The organism is Streptomyces sp. NPDC060027 (assembly GCF_042737005.1).
Classification (GTDB): Bacteria; Actinomycetota; Actinomycetes; order Streptomycetales; family Streptomycetaceae; genus Streptomyces.
Genome location: NZ_JBHWVI010000206.1, coordinates 1 through 16,187 on the forward strand (window position 1 = coordinate 1; position 16,187 = coordinate 16,187).

Below are 16,187 nucleotides of genomic sequence, written 5' to 3' on the forward strand. Positions count from 1 at the left end.
GCGCGTGTGGACGGCCGCACGGCTGTCGGCCGTCCACAGGCTGTGCGGGGAGGCGGCCGTACGGGGGTCGGCCGCCTCCTTCCCGCCGGCCGGCGGGAGGGCGGGGCACTGATCGCCCTCCCAATAACCGGTGCCGCACCGTCGGGCCCCTGTGCCATGCTCGGGCCCGTGGAAACCAGGTCCGTCAGCCCGGTGTTCGTCGGACGCGCCGACGAACTCGGAGTGCTGAGCGGCGCGCTCGCCCGTGCCGCCGAGGGAGAGCCACAGGCGCTGCTGCTCGGCGGCGAGGCAGGAGTCGGGAAGACCCGTCTCCTGGAGGAGTTCGCCACCGCCGCCGCCCGCGAGGGCGCCGTCGTCGCCTGCGGCGGCTGCCTAGAGATCGGCGCCGACGGCCTCCCCTTCGCACCGTTCTCCACCGCCCTGCGCGCGCTGCGCCGCACCCTCCCCGACGAGCTCGCCGCCGCGTCCGCCGGACAGGAGGAGGAACTCGCCCGCCTGCTGCCCGAACTCGCGGAGACGACCCGGGGACGGCAGTACGAGGAGGAGGGCATGGCCCGCCTCTTCGAACTCACCGCCCGCCTCCTGGAACGGATCGCCGCGGACCGCACGGTCGTCGTCGTCCTCGAAGACCTGCACTGGGCCGACGCCTCCACCCGCCATCTGCTCGCCTACCTCTTCCGCACGCTGCGCACCGGCCGCCTCGTCGTGATCGCCACCTACCGCGCCGACGACATCCACCGCCGCCACCCGCTGCGCCCGCTGCTCGCCGAACTCGACCGCCTCCGCACGGTCCGCCGCATCGACCTGGGCCGCTTCAGCCGGGCCGAGGTCGGCCGCCAGATCGCCGGAATCCTGGCCCGCGAGCCCGACCCCGCCCAGGTCGACGAGATCTTCGCCCGCTCCGACGGCAACGCCTTCTTCGTCGAGGAACTCGCCGTCGCCGCCCACGAAGGCTGCCGCACGGGACTCACCGACTCCCTGCGCGACCTGCTCCTCGTCCGCGTCGAAGGACTTCCGGAGAGCGCCCAGCGGGTCGCCCGGATCGTCGCCGAAGGCGGCTGCACCGTCGAGTACCCGCTGCTCGCCGCCGTGGCACAGCTCGCCGAGGACGACCTCATCGAGGCACTGCGGGCCTGCGTCGGCGCCAACATCCTGCTCGCCTCGCCCGGCGGTGACGGCTACCGCTTCCGCCACTCCCTGGTCCGCGAGGCGGTCAGCGACGACCTGCTGCCCGGTGAGCGCTCCCGCTTCAACCGCCGCTACGCCGAGGCCCTGGAGGCCGACCCGGCACTCGTCCCGGCCGACGAGCGCGTCACCCGCCTGGCCAGCTACTGGTACCACGCCCACGACGCCGCCAAGGCCCTGCCCGCCGTCCTCGACGCCTCTGTCGAAGCCCGCCGCCGGCACGCCCACTCCGAGCAACTGCGGCTCCTGGAGCGGGCCATGGAGCTCTGGGAGGTGGCCCCCGACGCCGTACGGGCCGAACTGCGCCCCATCGACTACGTGGAGGCCTATCCTCCGGTCGGCTGCGACCCCGCGACCGCGCCCCTGCACTACCTCGACCTGATGGCCGAGGCCGCCGTCGCCGGCCGGCTCTGCGGCGAGCGCGAGCGCGCCCTGAAGACGACCAAACGGGCGCTGCATCTCCTGGAGGACGAGGGCGACCCGCTGCGCGCCGCGTGGTTCTGGATCCAGCGCTCCCGGCTCGTCCAGGCCCAGGTCCGCGGCGACGGCTGGAAAGAACTCGCCACCGCACAGGACCTGGTGCGCGGTCTGCCGCCCTCCGAGGTGCACGCCGAGGTCCTGTCCATGGTCGCCGCCTGGTGCATGCTGCACGAACCGGGCCACGGCGCCCTCTCCGCGGCCGAGCGCGCCGTGGAGTACGCACGCATGGTGGGCGCCCGGGACACGGAGCTGAACGCCCGGCTCACCCTCGGCGGCCTGATGGTCGACGCGGGGGACGTCGAGGCGGGGCTCGCGGAGATGTACCAGGTCAGGGAACGGGCGAACCGGAAGGGCGCCGCCTACGTCGTGGGTCGTCTGCACATCAACCTGCCCTCCCATCTGGAGTCGGTCGGCCGCTCCCGCGAGGCCGTCGCGATCCTGCGCGACGGTGTCGAACTCGCCTGCAGGAACGGCCTTCTGGACACCCAGGCCTGGGTCTGGGGCAACCTCTCCGAATCGCTGTTCGCGCTCGGTCAGTGGGACGACGCCGTCGAAGCCGCGCGCAACGCGCTGGGCATCGGACTCAGCGGCAAGTCCTCCGGGGTGGGCGCGGCCCGCCTCGCGCCCGTCGCCCTCGCCCGCGGCGACCTCATCGAGGCGGGACGCCAACTGGCCGCCGCACGCGGCCACTTCGGCACCCACGACCCGATGCCCCAGCATTCCCTGCCGCTGCTGGGCACCACCATCGGCCTCGCCGCCGACGAGGGCCGCCTCCTCGACGCCCGGGGCGCCCTGGAGCAGGCCCTGGACGCGGGCTTCCCGCCCGGCACCCAGCGCTACGCCTGGCCGCTGCTCCTGGCCGCCGCCACCGCGGAGGCCGACGCCCGCGGTCTGCCCGTCGCCGGACCCGGCCGCGCCCCGACCCTGGAGCGCATCCGCACGGCCGCGAAGACCCTGGCCACGGGAGCGCCCATCTGGGTCGCCCACGCCGACTGGGTCCGCGCCGAACTCCAGCGGGCCGAGGGCGTGAGCACGCCGGACCAGTGGTTCGAGGTGGTCAGGGACCTCGAACCCCTGGAGCGCCCCTACGACCTCGCCCGGGTCCGCCTCCGCCTCGCCGAGTCCCTGCTCCTCACCGGCGCGGACGACGACGAGCGCGTCCGCGCCACGGAACTCCTCCGGCTGGCCCGCGCCGCCGCCGACCACCTCGGCGCCCGCCCGCTCGCCGACGCCGTCGTCCTGCTCGCCCAGCGCGCCCGCCTCACCCTGGAGCACGCCCCCGCACGGTCCGACGCCGCAACCGCCGACCCCGCGGTCGCACTCGGTCTCACCAGCCGCGAGCGCGACGTCCTGCGCCTCGTCGCCGTCGGCCGCAGCAACCGCCAGATCGCCGAGGAGCTCTTCATCTCCCCGAAGACGGCCAGCGTCCACGTCTCGAACATTCTGGCCAAGCTGGACGTCTCAGGACGGGGGGAGGCGGCGGCCCTGGCGCACAGGCTGCGGCTCTTCCCGCCGGAGACCCCCGCCGCCCGGGCGGCGGGCTGAGGTCTACGCTGCGAGGGTCCCGGGACGAAGGGAGGCGTCGTGTTCAACATGTTCGAGGAGCTCTTCGCGCCAGGCCGCAAGCACACGAACGACGAACGCAAGCGGCTGGAACTGTCCCGCGTGGACGTGAACGACGGCGACCCGGGCCGCGGCCCGATAGACCTCGCCTCGGGCAAGGTCGTCGTACGGGCACCGGGCCAGGAGCACCGGCCTGCCCATCAACCGGAGCCGGAGCCGGAGCCGGAGCCCGAACCGGAATCCCACCTCGATCCCGAGCCCGAACCGGAATCCCACCTCGATCCCGAGCCCGAAACCGAGCCTGCATCGGATACCCCGCCGGAGCCGGAGCCGGAGCCGGAGCCCGAGCCGGAACCGGAGCCCGAGCCCGAGCCGGAACCGGACGCCGGGCCCACGCAGAGCCGGGCGCCCACGCAGGGCCCGGAGCCCACGCAGGCCCCGTAGCCCTGCTCCCTCTCCCTTACTTCACCTGTATCTCCAGAAGCAGGTCGTCGTCCTTCGTGGGGCTGCCGCGGCCGTCGGTCTCGCTCGTGGTCAGCCAGAGTCTGTCGCCGCCCGCGGAGACGACCGTGCGGAGGCGGCCGTACTTGCCCTCCAGGAAGGCCTCGGGGTCCGTGGACGTCTTGGTGCCGTTCAACGGGATGCGCCACAGGCGCTCGCCCTTGAGACCCGCCATCCACAGGGACCCCTCGGCGTAGGCGATCCCGCTCGGAGAGGCGTCGTCGGTGTGCCACTGGGCGACCGGGTCGTGGTACTTGGCGTTGTCGCCGATGCCTTCCACCACCGGCCAGCCGTAGTTGTCGCCAGGCTTGATCTGGTTCAGCTCGTCCCAGGTGTCCTGGCCGAACTCGGAGGCCCACAGCCGCTGTTTGTCGTCCCAGGCGAGGCCCTGGACATTGCGATGCCCGTACGAGTACACGACCGAGTCGCCGAACGGATTGCCCGGCGCGGGCTCACCCTCCGGCGTCATCCGCAGGATCTTGCCGCCGAGCGCCTTCTTGTCCTGGGCCTGACCCCGGTCACCCGTCTCGCCCGCCCCCGCGTACAGCATCTTGTCCGGGCCGAACGCGATCCGGCCGCCGTTGTGGATCATTCCCTTGGGGATGCCCTTGAATATCGTGTCCGGTGCGCCCAGCTGCTCGCCGGACGGCTTCCGCTCGTCGTACAGCATGCGGACGATGCGATTGTCGGAGGCCGTGGTCAGATAGGCGTAGATCATGTGGTCGGAGGCGTACTCGGGGGAGAGCGCGATGCCCAGGAGGCCGCCCTCGCCGGCGGCGGCCACCCCGGGGACCTCGCCCAGCACCGTCTTCTTGCCGGTCTTCTCGTCGATCCGGGTGATCGTCCCCTTGTCGCGCGAGGAGACCAGCAGACCGCCCTCGGCCAGCGGGGTGAGGCCCCAGGGGGAGTCCAGATCGTCGGTGACGGTGCGCAGGACCTTCACCGAGCCCTTCGCGGGCGGTGTCGCCTCGGGGGAGGCGCTCGGGGAGGACGACGACTGCGGCGGCGTACTCCCGAGGGCCGGGAGCGCGCCCGGGCCGTCCGAACCCCCTCCGTCGCCGGAGGAACAGCCTGCCGTCATCAGAAGCGCTGCCGTGGCCAACACGGCTGTCACTGCTCGAACCTGCACCATCAGTGTCCCTTCGACGCGGCGGTCCTACCGTTCATACACCGCTCGCGTTCCACGGGTTCCCGATCACGGACGGGCAATCCGCACCCGGATCCGGAAGCGGAGACACGGAACCTCCGCTCAGTCCCAGGATCCCAGCGCCCCCGGCAGCCCCGCCACCTCCGCGAGGTCCTCCGCCGTCAGCCGCAGCCCGGCCGCCCCCGCGTTCTCGGTGACCCAGCGCTCCCGCTTGGTCCCCGGCACCGGGACCACGTGCCGCCCCTGCGCCAGGACCCACGCGAGCGCCACCTGAGCGGGCGTGACGGGACGGCCGTCGCCCCCGTGACGCCGGGCGATGCGCCGCAGACCCACGACGACGGGCTGGTTCGCGGCCATCATCTCGGCGGTGAAACGGGGATGGCGGGCCCGCACGTCGTCGGGCTCGAAGCCCTCGCCGGGGGTCAGCGTGCCGGTCAGGAAGCCGTTGCCGAGCGGCATCGCGGCGAGGAACCCGACGCCGCGCGCCGCACACCACGGCAGCAGCGCGTCCAGCGCCTCCGTCGACCACACCGACAGCTCGGCCTGCACGGCGCTCACCGGGAACACCTGCTGCACCCGCTCCAGCTGCCGGATCGTTTCGTCGTGCAGCCGCGCCCCCGAGCGGCGGGCGGACCGGGCGCCCACCGCGGACAGCCCGAGCGAGCGCACCTTTCCGGCCGAGACGAGTTCGGCCATCGCGCCCCAGGTCTCCTCGACCGGTACCTCCGGGTCCGCGCGGTGCAGCTGATAGAGATCGATCACGTCCGTCTGGAGCCGGCGCAACGACGCGTCGCACGCGCGCTTCACATAGCCGGGGCGGCCGTTGGCCACAATGTGCTGGTCGCCCACCAGCAGGCCGACCTTGGTCGACACGAAGGCCTCGGAGCGCCGCTCCTTGAGCACCCGCCCGAGGAGCAGTTCATTGGTGAAGGGGCCGTACATGTCTGCCGTGTCGAGCAGCGTCGAGCCCCGGTCGAGCGCCGCGTGCACCGCGCGCAGCGACTCCTCGCCGCGCTGCCGCGACCCGGTGTAAGCCCAGCTCATCGGCATGCATCCGAGCCCGACCGCCCCGACATCGAGTGCCGCGGCCCCGATCGTTCTGCGCTCCACCTGGCCGTAATCCTCCTTCTGCTGGCACCCCAACCTAACCTCTGCGGGCATGGGCACCTGGCATAGCCTCCTGACCATGACTTCCGATGTGTGGCTTCCCTTTCACGCCGCCGAGATCCAGGGACTCCCCGAAGGCCTCAACTACCGCTTCTGGGACGGCGACCAGGAGTTTCCCGCGGATCCGGCCGACTGCGCGTTCTACGTCGTGCCGTACATGAAGCCGCCCGCCGTCTCGCAGCGTCCGATGTCCGAAATGACCTCGGTCCGGGTCGTGCAGACGCTCTCCGCCGGCGTCGACCACGTCCTGCCGAGTCTCAAGTCCCTTCGTTCCGGCGTGGTGTTGTGCAACGCACGCGGGGTGCACGAGGCGAGCACGGGCGAGCTCACCCTCGCCCTGGTCCTCGCCTCGCTGCGCGGGATCCCCGACTTCGTGCGGGGCCAGGACAAGGAGGAGTGGCGCTCAGGCTTCCGTCCCTCGCTGGCCGACAAGTCGGTCCTCATCGTGGGCTACGGGTCGATCGGGTCCGCCATCGAGGACCGGCTCGCGCCGTTCGAGCTCGCGCGGGTGGAGCGCGTCGCGCGCTCCGCTCGCGCCACGGAGCGCGGTCCCGTGCGCCCCCTCACGGAACTGCCTTCCCTGCTCCCCGAATTCGACATCGTCGTGCTGTCCACGCCGCTCACGGAGAGCACCCGTGGCCTGGTGAACGCCGACTTCCTGTCCCGGATGAAGGACGGCGCGCTCCTCGTGAACGTGGCCCGCGGCCCCGTCGTCGACACCAAGGCGCTCCTCGCCGAGCTGGAGAGCGGGCGCATCACCGCGGCCCTCGACGTCACCGACCCCGAACCGCTGCCCCAGGGGCACCCGTTGTGGCACGCGCCCGGCGTGCTCATCAGCCCCCATGTCGGCGGCCCCACCTCGGCGTTCTGGCCGCGCGCCAAGCGGCTGCTGGCGGACCAGCTGACTCTCTTCGTGAACCGGGAGCCGCTGCGGAACGTGGTCCTTACCACCGGCACTTGAGCAACGTCCCGCTCGCTCACCGTCCGCTTCGGGCACCCTCCGCAGTTCTCCGAATGCGGGCAGTACCGGCATAGTCCCTGGTCGTCACGGAGCGTAGAGGAACTATGTCCCTGAGTGACGAGACTGGTGTATCGTCCCGACAGGGGCTGCGCCGCGCACCGTTCGGCGCCGGGGACGGACATTGAGACTGCGAGGGGGGCGACGGGCGATGCACGGCCTATGGACCAACGATCCGACGCGGCGGGGCCGCCGCCGACGACCCTGGCGCGCGACCACGCACGGACGCGGCCACGGCGGCCATCACCACCGCAGGCACGGAGGCCGCCGGAGGCATGCGCACCCGGCGCACCGGGATCAGCGGGACCCCGGGGTGCGGACCGGGTGGGCCCGGTGAGCTCCCCAGGGGCGCTGCTGGCCCGTCGGCCGGTCTTCGACGGCGGGACGGGCCTGTTCTCGCAACTGGTGCTGGCCCTGGTGTGCGCGGGATACGCCGTCGGTTCCGCGCTCGGCTGGGGCTCCGCGAGTCTCGCCTTGGTCATGGGCGACTTCGGACTGAGCGTCGCGGCGGGCACCGCGGCGGTTTCCTGCTTTCTCTACGCCCGTCATCGCCGCAGCCGTTTTCGACCCGCGTGGCTGCTCTTCGCGCTCTCCTCGGTGATGGCCTCGCTCGGGAATCTGGTCTGGGGGTGGTACGAGGTCGTCCTCGACCGCCCTGTCCCCAGCCCGAGTTACGCCGATCTGTTCTTCCTCTGCTTCGCGCCGCCCGCCATCGTGGGACTGCTGGTTCTCGCCAAGAGGCCCGTCACCAAGGCGGGTTGGGTGTGCCTCGCGCTGGACGCCTGGCTGATCGGCGGCTCGCTGCTCACCCTGTCCTGGAGCCTGGCGCTCGCCCAGGCCGCGAAGTTCGACGGGCCGAGCGTCGCGCACACCGCGCTGTCACTGGCGTACCCGCTGCTGGACATCGCGCTGGTCAGCATGGTGCTCGCGCTGCACTTCCGCCGTTCGTCGGTGAACAGGTCGGCGGTGAACACCGCGATCGGGGCGCTCGCCCTGACCGTCATGTGCGACGCCCTGTTCACCTCGCCTCTCCTGCACAACAACTACCGCTCCGGTCAGCTCCTCGACGCGGGCTGGTTCGTCGGCTCGCTGCTTCTCGCGTACGCCCCCTGGGTCGTCACCCGGCACGGGCACCCGGACACCGACGAGCACGGCCCGGACGGGCACGCGCGCGTGCACATCCTCGGACAGCGCCAGCAGGACCGGCACGGCCCCCCAGGGAGCCATGCGCCGCACGAACCCCAGGAGCCTCGGGCGTCCCACGCATCACCAGGGGGGCCGCAGGGCCCCGGGTCCCGCGAACGTCAGGGGGAGCACGGGCCGGAGGAGCATCCGTACGAGCGACAGCCGAGCGGGCACCCGCGCGCGAACCCCCAGGGTCCGGGGCAGCGCCGACACCCGGCGACGCGTCCCATCAGCGGTTCACTGGCCGCGCTGACGCCCTATCTGGCCGCCGCCGTCTGCACGTTGGGGATCCTCTACAACATCCTGAACGGACACAATGTGGACCGCGTGGTGCTCGTCACCGCCGGCCTCGTCGTGCTCGCCCTCGTGGTGCGCCAGGGCATCATGCTGCTCGACAACATCACCCTCACCCAGGAGCTGGCCCAGAAGGAGAACCACTTCCGCTCCCTGGTGCAGGGCTCCAGCGATGTCATCATGATCGCCGCCCCGAACGGCATCCTGAGGTACGTCAGCCCGGCCGCCGCCGGGGTCTACGGCCGCGACGCCGAGGAACTCGTCGGCTCCGAGCTCGCCTCCCTCATCCACCCCGAGGACCTCGGCTGCGTGGTCCACGAAGTGCGGCGGTTCCTCGCGGCCAGTCACGCCGAGGAGCCCACCACCCGCATCGAGTGCCGCTTCCGGTCCGGCGACGGCGGCTGGCTCAACGTGGAGTCCACCGTCAACCGGCACCACGGCGGCCTCATCTTCAACAGCCGTGACGTGACCGAACGTGTGCGGCTCCAGGCGCAGTTGCAGCACAACGCCGAACACGACCCGCTCACCGACCTGCCCAACCGCGCGCTGTTCACCCGGCGCGTCCAGCTGGCCCTGTCCGGGCGCCGCTCGTCCGACCGGGGCACCGCCGTCCTCTTCATCGACCTCGACGGCTTCAAGGCCGTCAACGACACGATCGGGCACCAGGCCGGCGACGAACTGCTCGTCCAGGCCGCCCGCAGACTCCAGGACTCGGTGCGGCACGGCGACACCGCCGCTCGGCTGGGCGGGGACGAGTTCGCGGCCCTCATCGTCGGCGACGGCGGCCGCGACCGTACCGCCCGTGAGCAGCAGATACTGGAGCTGGCCGACCGTCTGCGGATCAGGCTCTCCCAGCCGTACTGCATCGACGGCAACGATGTCCGGGTCGCCGCGTCCATCGGCGTCGGCTTCGCCGAACCCGGCCTGGGCGCGGGGGAGTTGCTGCGCAATGCCGACCTCGCCATGTACCGCGCCAAGGCGGCCGGAAAGGGCCGAGTCGAGCTGTACGCACCCCAGATGCAGCAGGACGTGGTCCGCAAGGCGGAACTGGCGACCCGGCTGCGCTCCGCGCTCCAGGACGGCGAGTTCGCCCTGCTGCACCAGCCCGTGGTGTCGCTGGAGAATGGCCGGATCGCCTCGGTCACCGCGCAGGCGCGCTGGCGTTCCTCCCAGGGAGTGCTCTTCACGCCCGCCGAGTTCCTGCGCGTCGCCGAGGACAGCGACAGGACCGCCGAACTGGGCCGCTGGATGCTCGACGAGGCCGTCGAGCAGGCCGCCGAGCGCACCGCCGCGGGCGTCGCCGTGCCGGTGGCGGTCCGGATGACGGCCCGGCGCCTGCTGGACCGCTCGATGCCGCTGGGCTCCGTGGAGTCCCTGCTCACCCGGCACGGGCTCGCCTCGGGCGGTCTGATCATCGAGCTGTCCGACACCGACCCCCGCGTCCCCCTGGATGAGCTGGAGCGCCGGCTGAACGCGCTCAGGCGCCTGGGTGTGCGGATCGCCCTGGACGGCTTCGGCAGCGGCTACGCGGCGATCACGGCGCTCCGGCGGCTCCCCGTCGACGTACTGCGGCTCGACAGGAGCCTTGTCGAGGGAGTCGTCGAGTCCGCCCGGCTGCACAAGATCACCAGCGGGCTGCTGCGGATCGCCACCGATCTGGGGCTGCAGTCCGTGGCCGACGGGGTGGACCTTCCGGAACAGGTCGTCGCCCTGCGCGCGATGGGATGCACCCACGGGCAGGGCATGGCGTTCTCCGGACCGCTGGACGAGTACCGGCTGCGCAGAGCGCTCTCTTCCGGACAATATCCGGTGCCCAACGGCCCGGCCGAGCCCGTGTTCGCGGGCAGCGGCGGCGCGGGGGTGTATACGAGTGGTGTGCCCGTTGTTCTGGGGGGTGGAACAGCCCTCCGCTCACATAATGAGACTCCCGTCCCACCCACTTGACAGTCGGTGCGTGCCGGGGAGAGGGTCAATGCCATGCGCACCCGAATTCTCGTACTTGGAAAGCGCGTCGGCTGAAGCTAGGTGGTCACCGGAAAGGTCCGGAACACCCAGCGACCGCACCCGGCGCGCTCCCCTCGCTTGCCTCACGGCACGAGGGGTTTTTTGTTGCACAGGCACCAGTCGTACATCGCACAAAAGTCGCAAAAACCCTCAGCATCGAGAAGAGAATGCCGATGACCGAGCAGGCCACCGGGGCCCACCATCCGCAGCCGCGGCCCCGTTCCGGAGGACACCAGTCCGCCCCCGAGCACGTCACGGGTGCGCAGTCCCTCATCCGCTCGCTCGAGGAGGTCGGGGCCGAGACGGTATTCGGTATCCCCGGCGGTGCGATCCTTCCGGCGTACGACCCGCTGATGGACTCCCGCCGCGTGCGGCACGTGCTCGTGCGGCACGAGCAGGGCGCCGGCCACGCGGCCACTGGCTACGCCCAGGCCACCGGCAAGGTCGGCGTCTGCATGGCGACCAGCGGCCCCGGCGCGACCAACCTGGTCACGCCGATCGCCGACGCGCACATGGACTCGGTGCCGCTCGTGGCGATCACCGGGCAGGTCGCGTCCAAGGCGATCGGCACGGACGCCTTCCAGGAGGCGGACATCGTCGGCATCACGATGCCGATCACCAAGCACAACTTCCTGGTGACCAAGGCCGAGGACATCCCGCGGACGATCGCGGAGGCCTTCCACATCGCCTCCACCGGCCGTCCCGGCCCGGTCCTCGTCGACATCGCCAAGGACGCCCTCCAGGCGCGGACCACCTTCCAGTGGCCGCCCACCCAGGACCTGCCCGGCTACCGCCCGGTGACCAAGCCGCACGCCAAGCAGATCCGCGAGGCCGCCAAGCTGCTCACCCAGGCCAAGCGGCCCGTGCTGTACGTCGGCGGCGGCGTCCTCAAGGCGAGCGCCACCGCCGAGCTGAAGGTCCTCGCGGAACTCACCGGAGCGCCCGTCACCACCACGCTGATGGCGCTCGGCGCGTTCCCCGACAGCCACCCGCTGCACGTGGGAATGCCGGGCATGCACGGTTCGGTCACCGCCGTCACCGCGCTGCAGAAGGCCGACCTGATCGTCGCCCTCGGAGCCCGATTCGACGACCGCGTCACCGGCAAGCTGGACAGCTTCGCCCCGTTCGCCAAGATCGTCCACGCCGACATCGACCCGGCCGAGATCGGCAAGAACCGCGCCGCCGACGTGCCGATCGTCGGAGACGCCCGCGAGGTCATCGCCGACCTGGTGCAGGCGGTGCAGAAGGAGCACAGCGAGGGCAACACCGGCGACTACACCGCCTGGTGGAACGACCTCAACCGCTGGCGCGAGACGTACCCGCTCGGCTACGAGCAGCCCGACAACGGCTCGCTGTCGCCGCAGCAGGTCATCGAGCGCATCGGGCAGCTCGCCCCGGAGGGCACGATCTTCGCGGCGGGCGTCGGCCAGCACCAGATGTGGGCCGCGCACTACATCCAGTACGAGCAGCCCTCGACCTGGCTGAACTCCGGCGGCGCCGGAACGATGGGCTACGCGGTCCCGGCCGCGATGGGCGCCAAGGCGGGGCAGCCGGACCGTACGGTCTGGGCGGTCGACGGCGACGGCTGCTTCCAGATGACCAACCAGGAACTCACCACCTGCGCCCTGAACAACATCCCGATCAAGGTCGCCATCATCAACAACGGCGCCCTCGGGATGGTCCGCCAGTGGCAGACCCTCTTCTACAACCAGCGCTACTCCAACACCGTGCTGCACAGCGGCCCGGACGCCGACGGCAAGCAGCCGAGCGCCGGCACCCGCGTCCCCGACTTCGTCAAGCTGTCGGAGGCCATGGGCTGCTACGCCATCCGCTGCGAGTCCCCGGACGACCTCGACAAGGTGATCGAGGAGGCGAACTCGATCAACGACCGTCCGGTCGTGGTCGACTTCATCGTCCACGAGGACGCGATGGTGTGGCCGATGGTCGCCGCCGGCACCTCCAACGACGAGGTCATGTTCGCCCGGGACGTCCGCCCCGACTTCGGCGACAACGAAGACGACTGAGAGAGAGCCGAGTCAGACCCATGAGCAAGCACACCCTCTCCGTCCTCGTCGAGAACAAGCCCGGTGTCCTCGCCCGGATCACCGCCCTGTTCTCCCGGCGCGGCTTCAACATCGACTCCCTCGCCGTCGGTGTCACCGAGCACCCCGAGATCTCGCGCATCACCATCGTGGTGAACGTGATCGAGGAACTGCCGCTCGAACAGGTCACCAAGCAGCTCAACAAACTCGTCAACGTCCTGAAGATCGTCGAGCTGGAACCCGGTTCCGCCGTTCAGCGGGAACTCGTTCTGGTGAAGGTGCGCGCCGACAACGAGACGCGCTCCCAGATCGTCGAGATCGTCCAGCTCTTCCGCGCCAAGACGGTCGACGTCTCCCCGGAGGCCGTCACCATCGAGGCCACCGGTGGCGCCGACAAGCTGGAGGCCATGCTCAAGATGCTGGAGCCGTTCGGCATCAAGGAGCTCGTCCAGTCCGGCACGATCGCGATCGGACGCGGGGCGCGTTCGATCACGGACCGGTCGCTGCGCGCACTGGACCGGTCGGCCTAAGTCAGGAAAGCGCCGGTACACGGGCGGGCTGGCGAGCACCGTCCGCCCGTATACCGAGACCCGAAGACTTCCCTTCCCCCGCCCGCCGTACGGTGGGACGCAACACCGGAAATACCGGAAAACAAGGAGAACCCCAGTGGCCGAGCTGTTCTACGACGACGACGCCGACCTGTCCATCATCCAGGGCCGCAAGGTCGCGGTCATCGGCTACGGCAGCCAGGGCCACGCCCACGCGCTGTCGCTGCGCGACTCGGGTGTCGACGTCCGCGTCGGTCTGCACGAGGGCTCCAAGTCCAAGGCGAAGGCCGAGGAGCAGGGCCTGCGCGTGGTGACGCCGTCGGAGGCCGCGGCCGAGGCCGACGTCATCATGATCCTCGTGCCGGACCCCATCCAGTCCCAGGTCTACGAGGAGTCCATCAAGGACAACCTCAACGACGGCGACGCGCTGTTCTTCGGCCACGGCCTGAACATCCGCTACGGCTTCATCAAGCCCCCGGCCGGCATCGACGTCTGCATGGTCGCCCCCAAGGGCCCGGGCCACCTCGTGCGCCGCCAGTACGAGGAGGGTCGCGGCGTTCCCTGCATCGCGGCCGTCGAGCAGGACGCGACCGGCAACGCCTTCGCGCTCACCCTCTCGTACGCCAAGGCCATCGGCGGCACCCGCGCCGGCGTCATCAAGACGACCTTCACCGAGGAGACCGAGACCGACCTGTTCGGTGAGCAGGCCGTCCTCTGCGGTGGCACCGCCGCCCTGGTCAAGGCCGGTTTCGAGACGCTGACCGAGGCCGGCTACCAGCCGGAGATCGCGTACTTCGAGTGCCTGCACGAGCTGAAGCTCATCGTCGACCTCATGTACGAGGGCGGCCTGGAGAAGATGCGCTGGTCCGTCTCCGAGACCGCCGAGTGGGGCGACTACATCACCGGCCCGCGCATCATCACGGACGCCACCAAGGCCGAGATGAAGCAGGTCCTCGCCGAGATCCAGGACGGCACGTTCGCCCGTAACTGGATGGACGAGTACCACTCGGGCCTGAAGAAGTACAACGAGTACAAGACCCAGGACGAGAACCACCTCCTGGAGACCACCGGCAAGGAGCTGCGCAAGCTCATGTCGTGGGTGAACGACGACGAGGCGTAAGCCCTACGACGAGGGGCCGGGGCGGCATGCTCCGGCCCCTTCGTCGAACCGCGGGTAACGCCCGTGGACACGGTGTTGGACATCCCGTCCAGCCACGGACGGGTGATCCTTCCGCGGAGGCGCAGGACGACCTCGGCGGCGCCACTACACTGCTGCACATCAACAACGCGTCAGGCCCACAGCGTCGTGCGTCTTCCACGCGGCTCAAGCGACCCCCAAGAAGTGCAGGCACGCCCCGGGGCCGCTACAAACCCTCCACCGCCTGCGGCCGTCGGGACGGCCGTCCGCATTGGACTTGTGAGGACTCACGTGAGCTCGAAACCTGTCGTACTCATCGCTGAAGAGCTGTCGCCCGCGACCGTAGACGCCCTGGGCCCGGACTTCGAGATCCGGCACGCGAACGGCGCCGACCGCGCCGAGCTGCTGCCCGCCATCGCCGACGTCGACGCGATTCTGATCCGCTCGGCCACCAAGGTCGACGCCGAGGCCGTCGCCGCCGCCAAGAAGCTGAAGGTCGTCGCACGAGCCGGCGTCGGCCTGGACAACGTCGACGTCTCCGCCGCCACCAAGGCCGGCGTCATGGTCGTCAACGCCCCCACCTCCAACATCGTGACCGCGGCCGAGCTGGCCTGCGGTCTCCTCCTCGCCACCGCGCGCCACATCCCGCAGGCCAACACGGCCCTGAAGAACGGCGAGTGGAAGCGCAGCAAGTACACCGGTGTCGAGCTCGCCGAGAAGACCCTCGGTGTCGTCGGCCTCGGTCGCATCGGCGCGCTCGTCGCCCAGCGCATGTCCGCGTTCGGCATGAAGGTCGTCGCCTACGACCCGTACATCCAGCCCGCGCGGGCCGCGCAGATGGGCGTCAAGATCCTCACCCTCGACGAGCTGCTCGAGGTCTCGGACTTCATCACCGTGCACCTGCCGAAGACCCCCGAGACCCTCGGTCTCATCGGTCACGAGGCGCTGCACAAGGTCAAGCCGACGGTGCGCATCGTGAACGCCGCGCGCGGCGGGATCGTCGACGAGGAGGCGCTGTACGCGGCGCTCAAGGAGGGCCGCGTCGCCGGCGCCGGCCTCGACGTGTACGCGAAGGAGCCCTGCACGGACTCCCCGCTCTTCGAGCTCGACGAGGTCGTCTGCACCCCGCACCTCGGCGCCTCCACGGACGAGGCGCAGGAGAAGGCGGGCATCTCCGTCGCCCGCTCGGTGCGCCTCGCCCTCGCCGGTGAGCTCGTCCCCGACGCGGTCAACGTCCAGGGCGGCGTCATCGCCGAGGACGTCAAGCCCGGTCTCCCGCTCGCCGAGAAGCTCGGCCGCATCTTCACCGCCCTCGCGGGCGAGGTCGCGGCCCGCCTCGACGTCGAGGTGTACGGCGAGATCACCCAGCACGACGTCAAGGTGCTCGAACTCTCCGCGCTCAAGGGCGTGTTCGAGGACGTAGTCGACGAGACCGTGTCGTACGTCAACGCCCCGCTGTTCGCGCAGGAGCGCGGCGTCGAGGTCCGACTGACCACGAGCTCGGAGTCCCCCGACCACCGCAACGTGGTCACCGTGCGCGGCACGCTCAGCGACGGCCAGGAGATTGCGGTCTCCGGCACGCTCGCCGGCCCGAAGCACCTGCAGAAGATCGTCGCCGTCGGCGAGTACGACGTGGACCTCGCGCTCGCCGACCACATGGTCGTGCTGAGCTACGAGGACCGTCCCGGCGTGGTCGGCACCGTCGGCCGCATCCTCGGCGAGTCCGGCATCAACATCGCCGGCATGCAGGTCGCCCGCGCGGCCGTCGGTGGCGAGGCCCTCGCGGTCCTCACCGTCGACGACACGGTCCCGCAGAGCGTCCTCACCGAGCTCTCCGAGGAGATCGGCGCGACGTCGGCGCGGTCGGTGAACCTCGTCTGAGGTTCTCCCGCGACGCTTCCGTCATGTGAGCACC

The 16,187-nt window shown here is 70.9% G+C and carries 10 protein-coding genes; 8 read left to right on the forward strand and 2 right to left on the reverse strand.

The annotated features are described in order from the left end of the window. Positions 1-156: 156 nt before the first annotated feature. Both ACFWBT_RS34360 and ACFWBT_RS34365 read left to right on the forward strand, forming a co-directional pair. Positions 157-3,210 (forward strand): AAA family ATPase, encoded by a 3,054-nt coding sequence (locus tag ACFWBT_RS34360; RefSeq protein WP_385706888.1) that lies wholly within the window; start codon positions 157-159, stop codon positions 3,208-3,210. A gap of 48 nt (positions 3,211-3,258) precedes the next feature. Further along, a complete protein-coding gene (locus ACFWBT_RS34365) occupies positions 3,259-3,672 on the forward strand; it encodes a DUF6191 domain-containing protein (RefSeq protein WP_385706893.1) in 414 nt (137 codons plus the stop codon). A gap of 16 nt (positions 3,673-3,688) precedes the next feature. Here ACFWBT_RS34365 and ACFWBT_RS34370 read toward each other — a convergent pair whose 3' ends face one another. After that, positions 3,689-4,861 carry a PQQ-dependent sugar dehydrogenase gene (locus tag ACFWBT_RS34370; protein ID WP_385706889.1) on the reverse strand — a complete coding sequence of 391 codons (1,173 nt, stop codon included), beginning with the start codon at positions 4,859-4,861 and terminating at the stop codon, positions 3,689-3,691. Positions 4,862-4,978: 117 nt separating this feature from the next. After that, entirely contained in the window at positions 4,979-5,986 is a 1,008-nt protein-coding gene (locus ACFWBT_RS34375; RefSeq protein ID WP_385706890.1) for an aldo/keto reductase, read from the reverse strand. Positions 5,987-6,062: 76 nt separating this feature from the next. Between ACFWBT_RS34375 and ACFWBT_RS34380 the strand changes: the two genes are divergently transcribed. From ACFWBT_RS34380 to serA, 6 genes are all read left to right on the forward strand, one after another. Continuing rightward, positions 6,063-7,004, forward strand: coding sequence for a 2-hydroxyacid dehydrogenase (locus ACFWBT_RS34380; protein ID WP_385706891.1), 942 nt, complete (start codon positions 6,063-6,065; stop codon positions 7,002-7,004). Between the two features lie 390 nt (positions 7,005-7,394). Beyond that, a complete protein-coding gene (locus tag ACFWBT_RS34385; protein ID WP_385706892.1) occupies positions 7,395-10,484 on the forward strand; it encodes an EAL domain-containing protein in 3,090 nt (1,029 codons plus the stop codon). A gap of 227 nt (positions 10,485-10,711) precedes the next feature. Then, positions 10,712-12,568, forward strand: coding sequence for an acetolactate synthase large subunit (locus ACFWBT_RS34390; protein WP_266763063.1), 1,857 nt, complete (start codon positions 10,712-10,714; stop codon positions 12,566-12,568). 20 nt (positions 12,569-12,588) lie between these two features. After that, entirely contained in the window at positions 12,589-13,116 is a 528-nt protein-coding gene (gene ilvN / locus ACFWBT_RS34395) for an acetolactate synthase small subunit (RefSeq protein WP_037622651.1), read from the forward strand. A gap of 136 nt (positions 13,117-13,252) precedes the next feature. Then, positions 13,253-14,254: a ketol-acid reductoisomerase gene (gene ilvC / locus ACFWBT_RS34400; RefSeq protein ID WP_266763067.1), complete on the forward strand. Its 1,002-nt coding sequence runs from the start codon at positions 13,253-13,255 to the stop codon at positions 14,252-14,254. 309 nt (positions 14,255-14,563) lie between these two features. Further along, positions 14,564-16,153 carry a phosphoglycerate dehydrogenase gene (serA, locus tag ACFWBT_RS34405; protein ID WP_266763069.1) on the forward strand — a complete coding sequence of 530 codons (1,590 nt, stop codon included), beginning with the start codon at positions 14,564-14,566 and terminating at the stop codon, positions 16,151-16,153. Positions 16,154-16,187 lie beyond the last annotated feature (34 nt).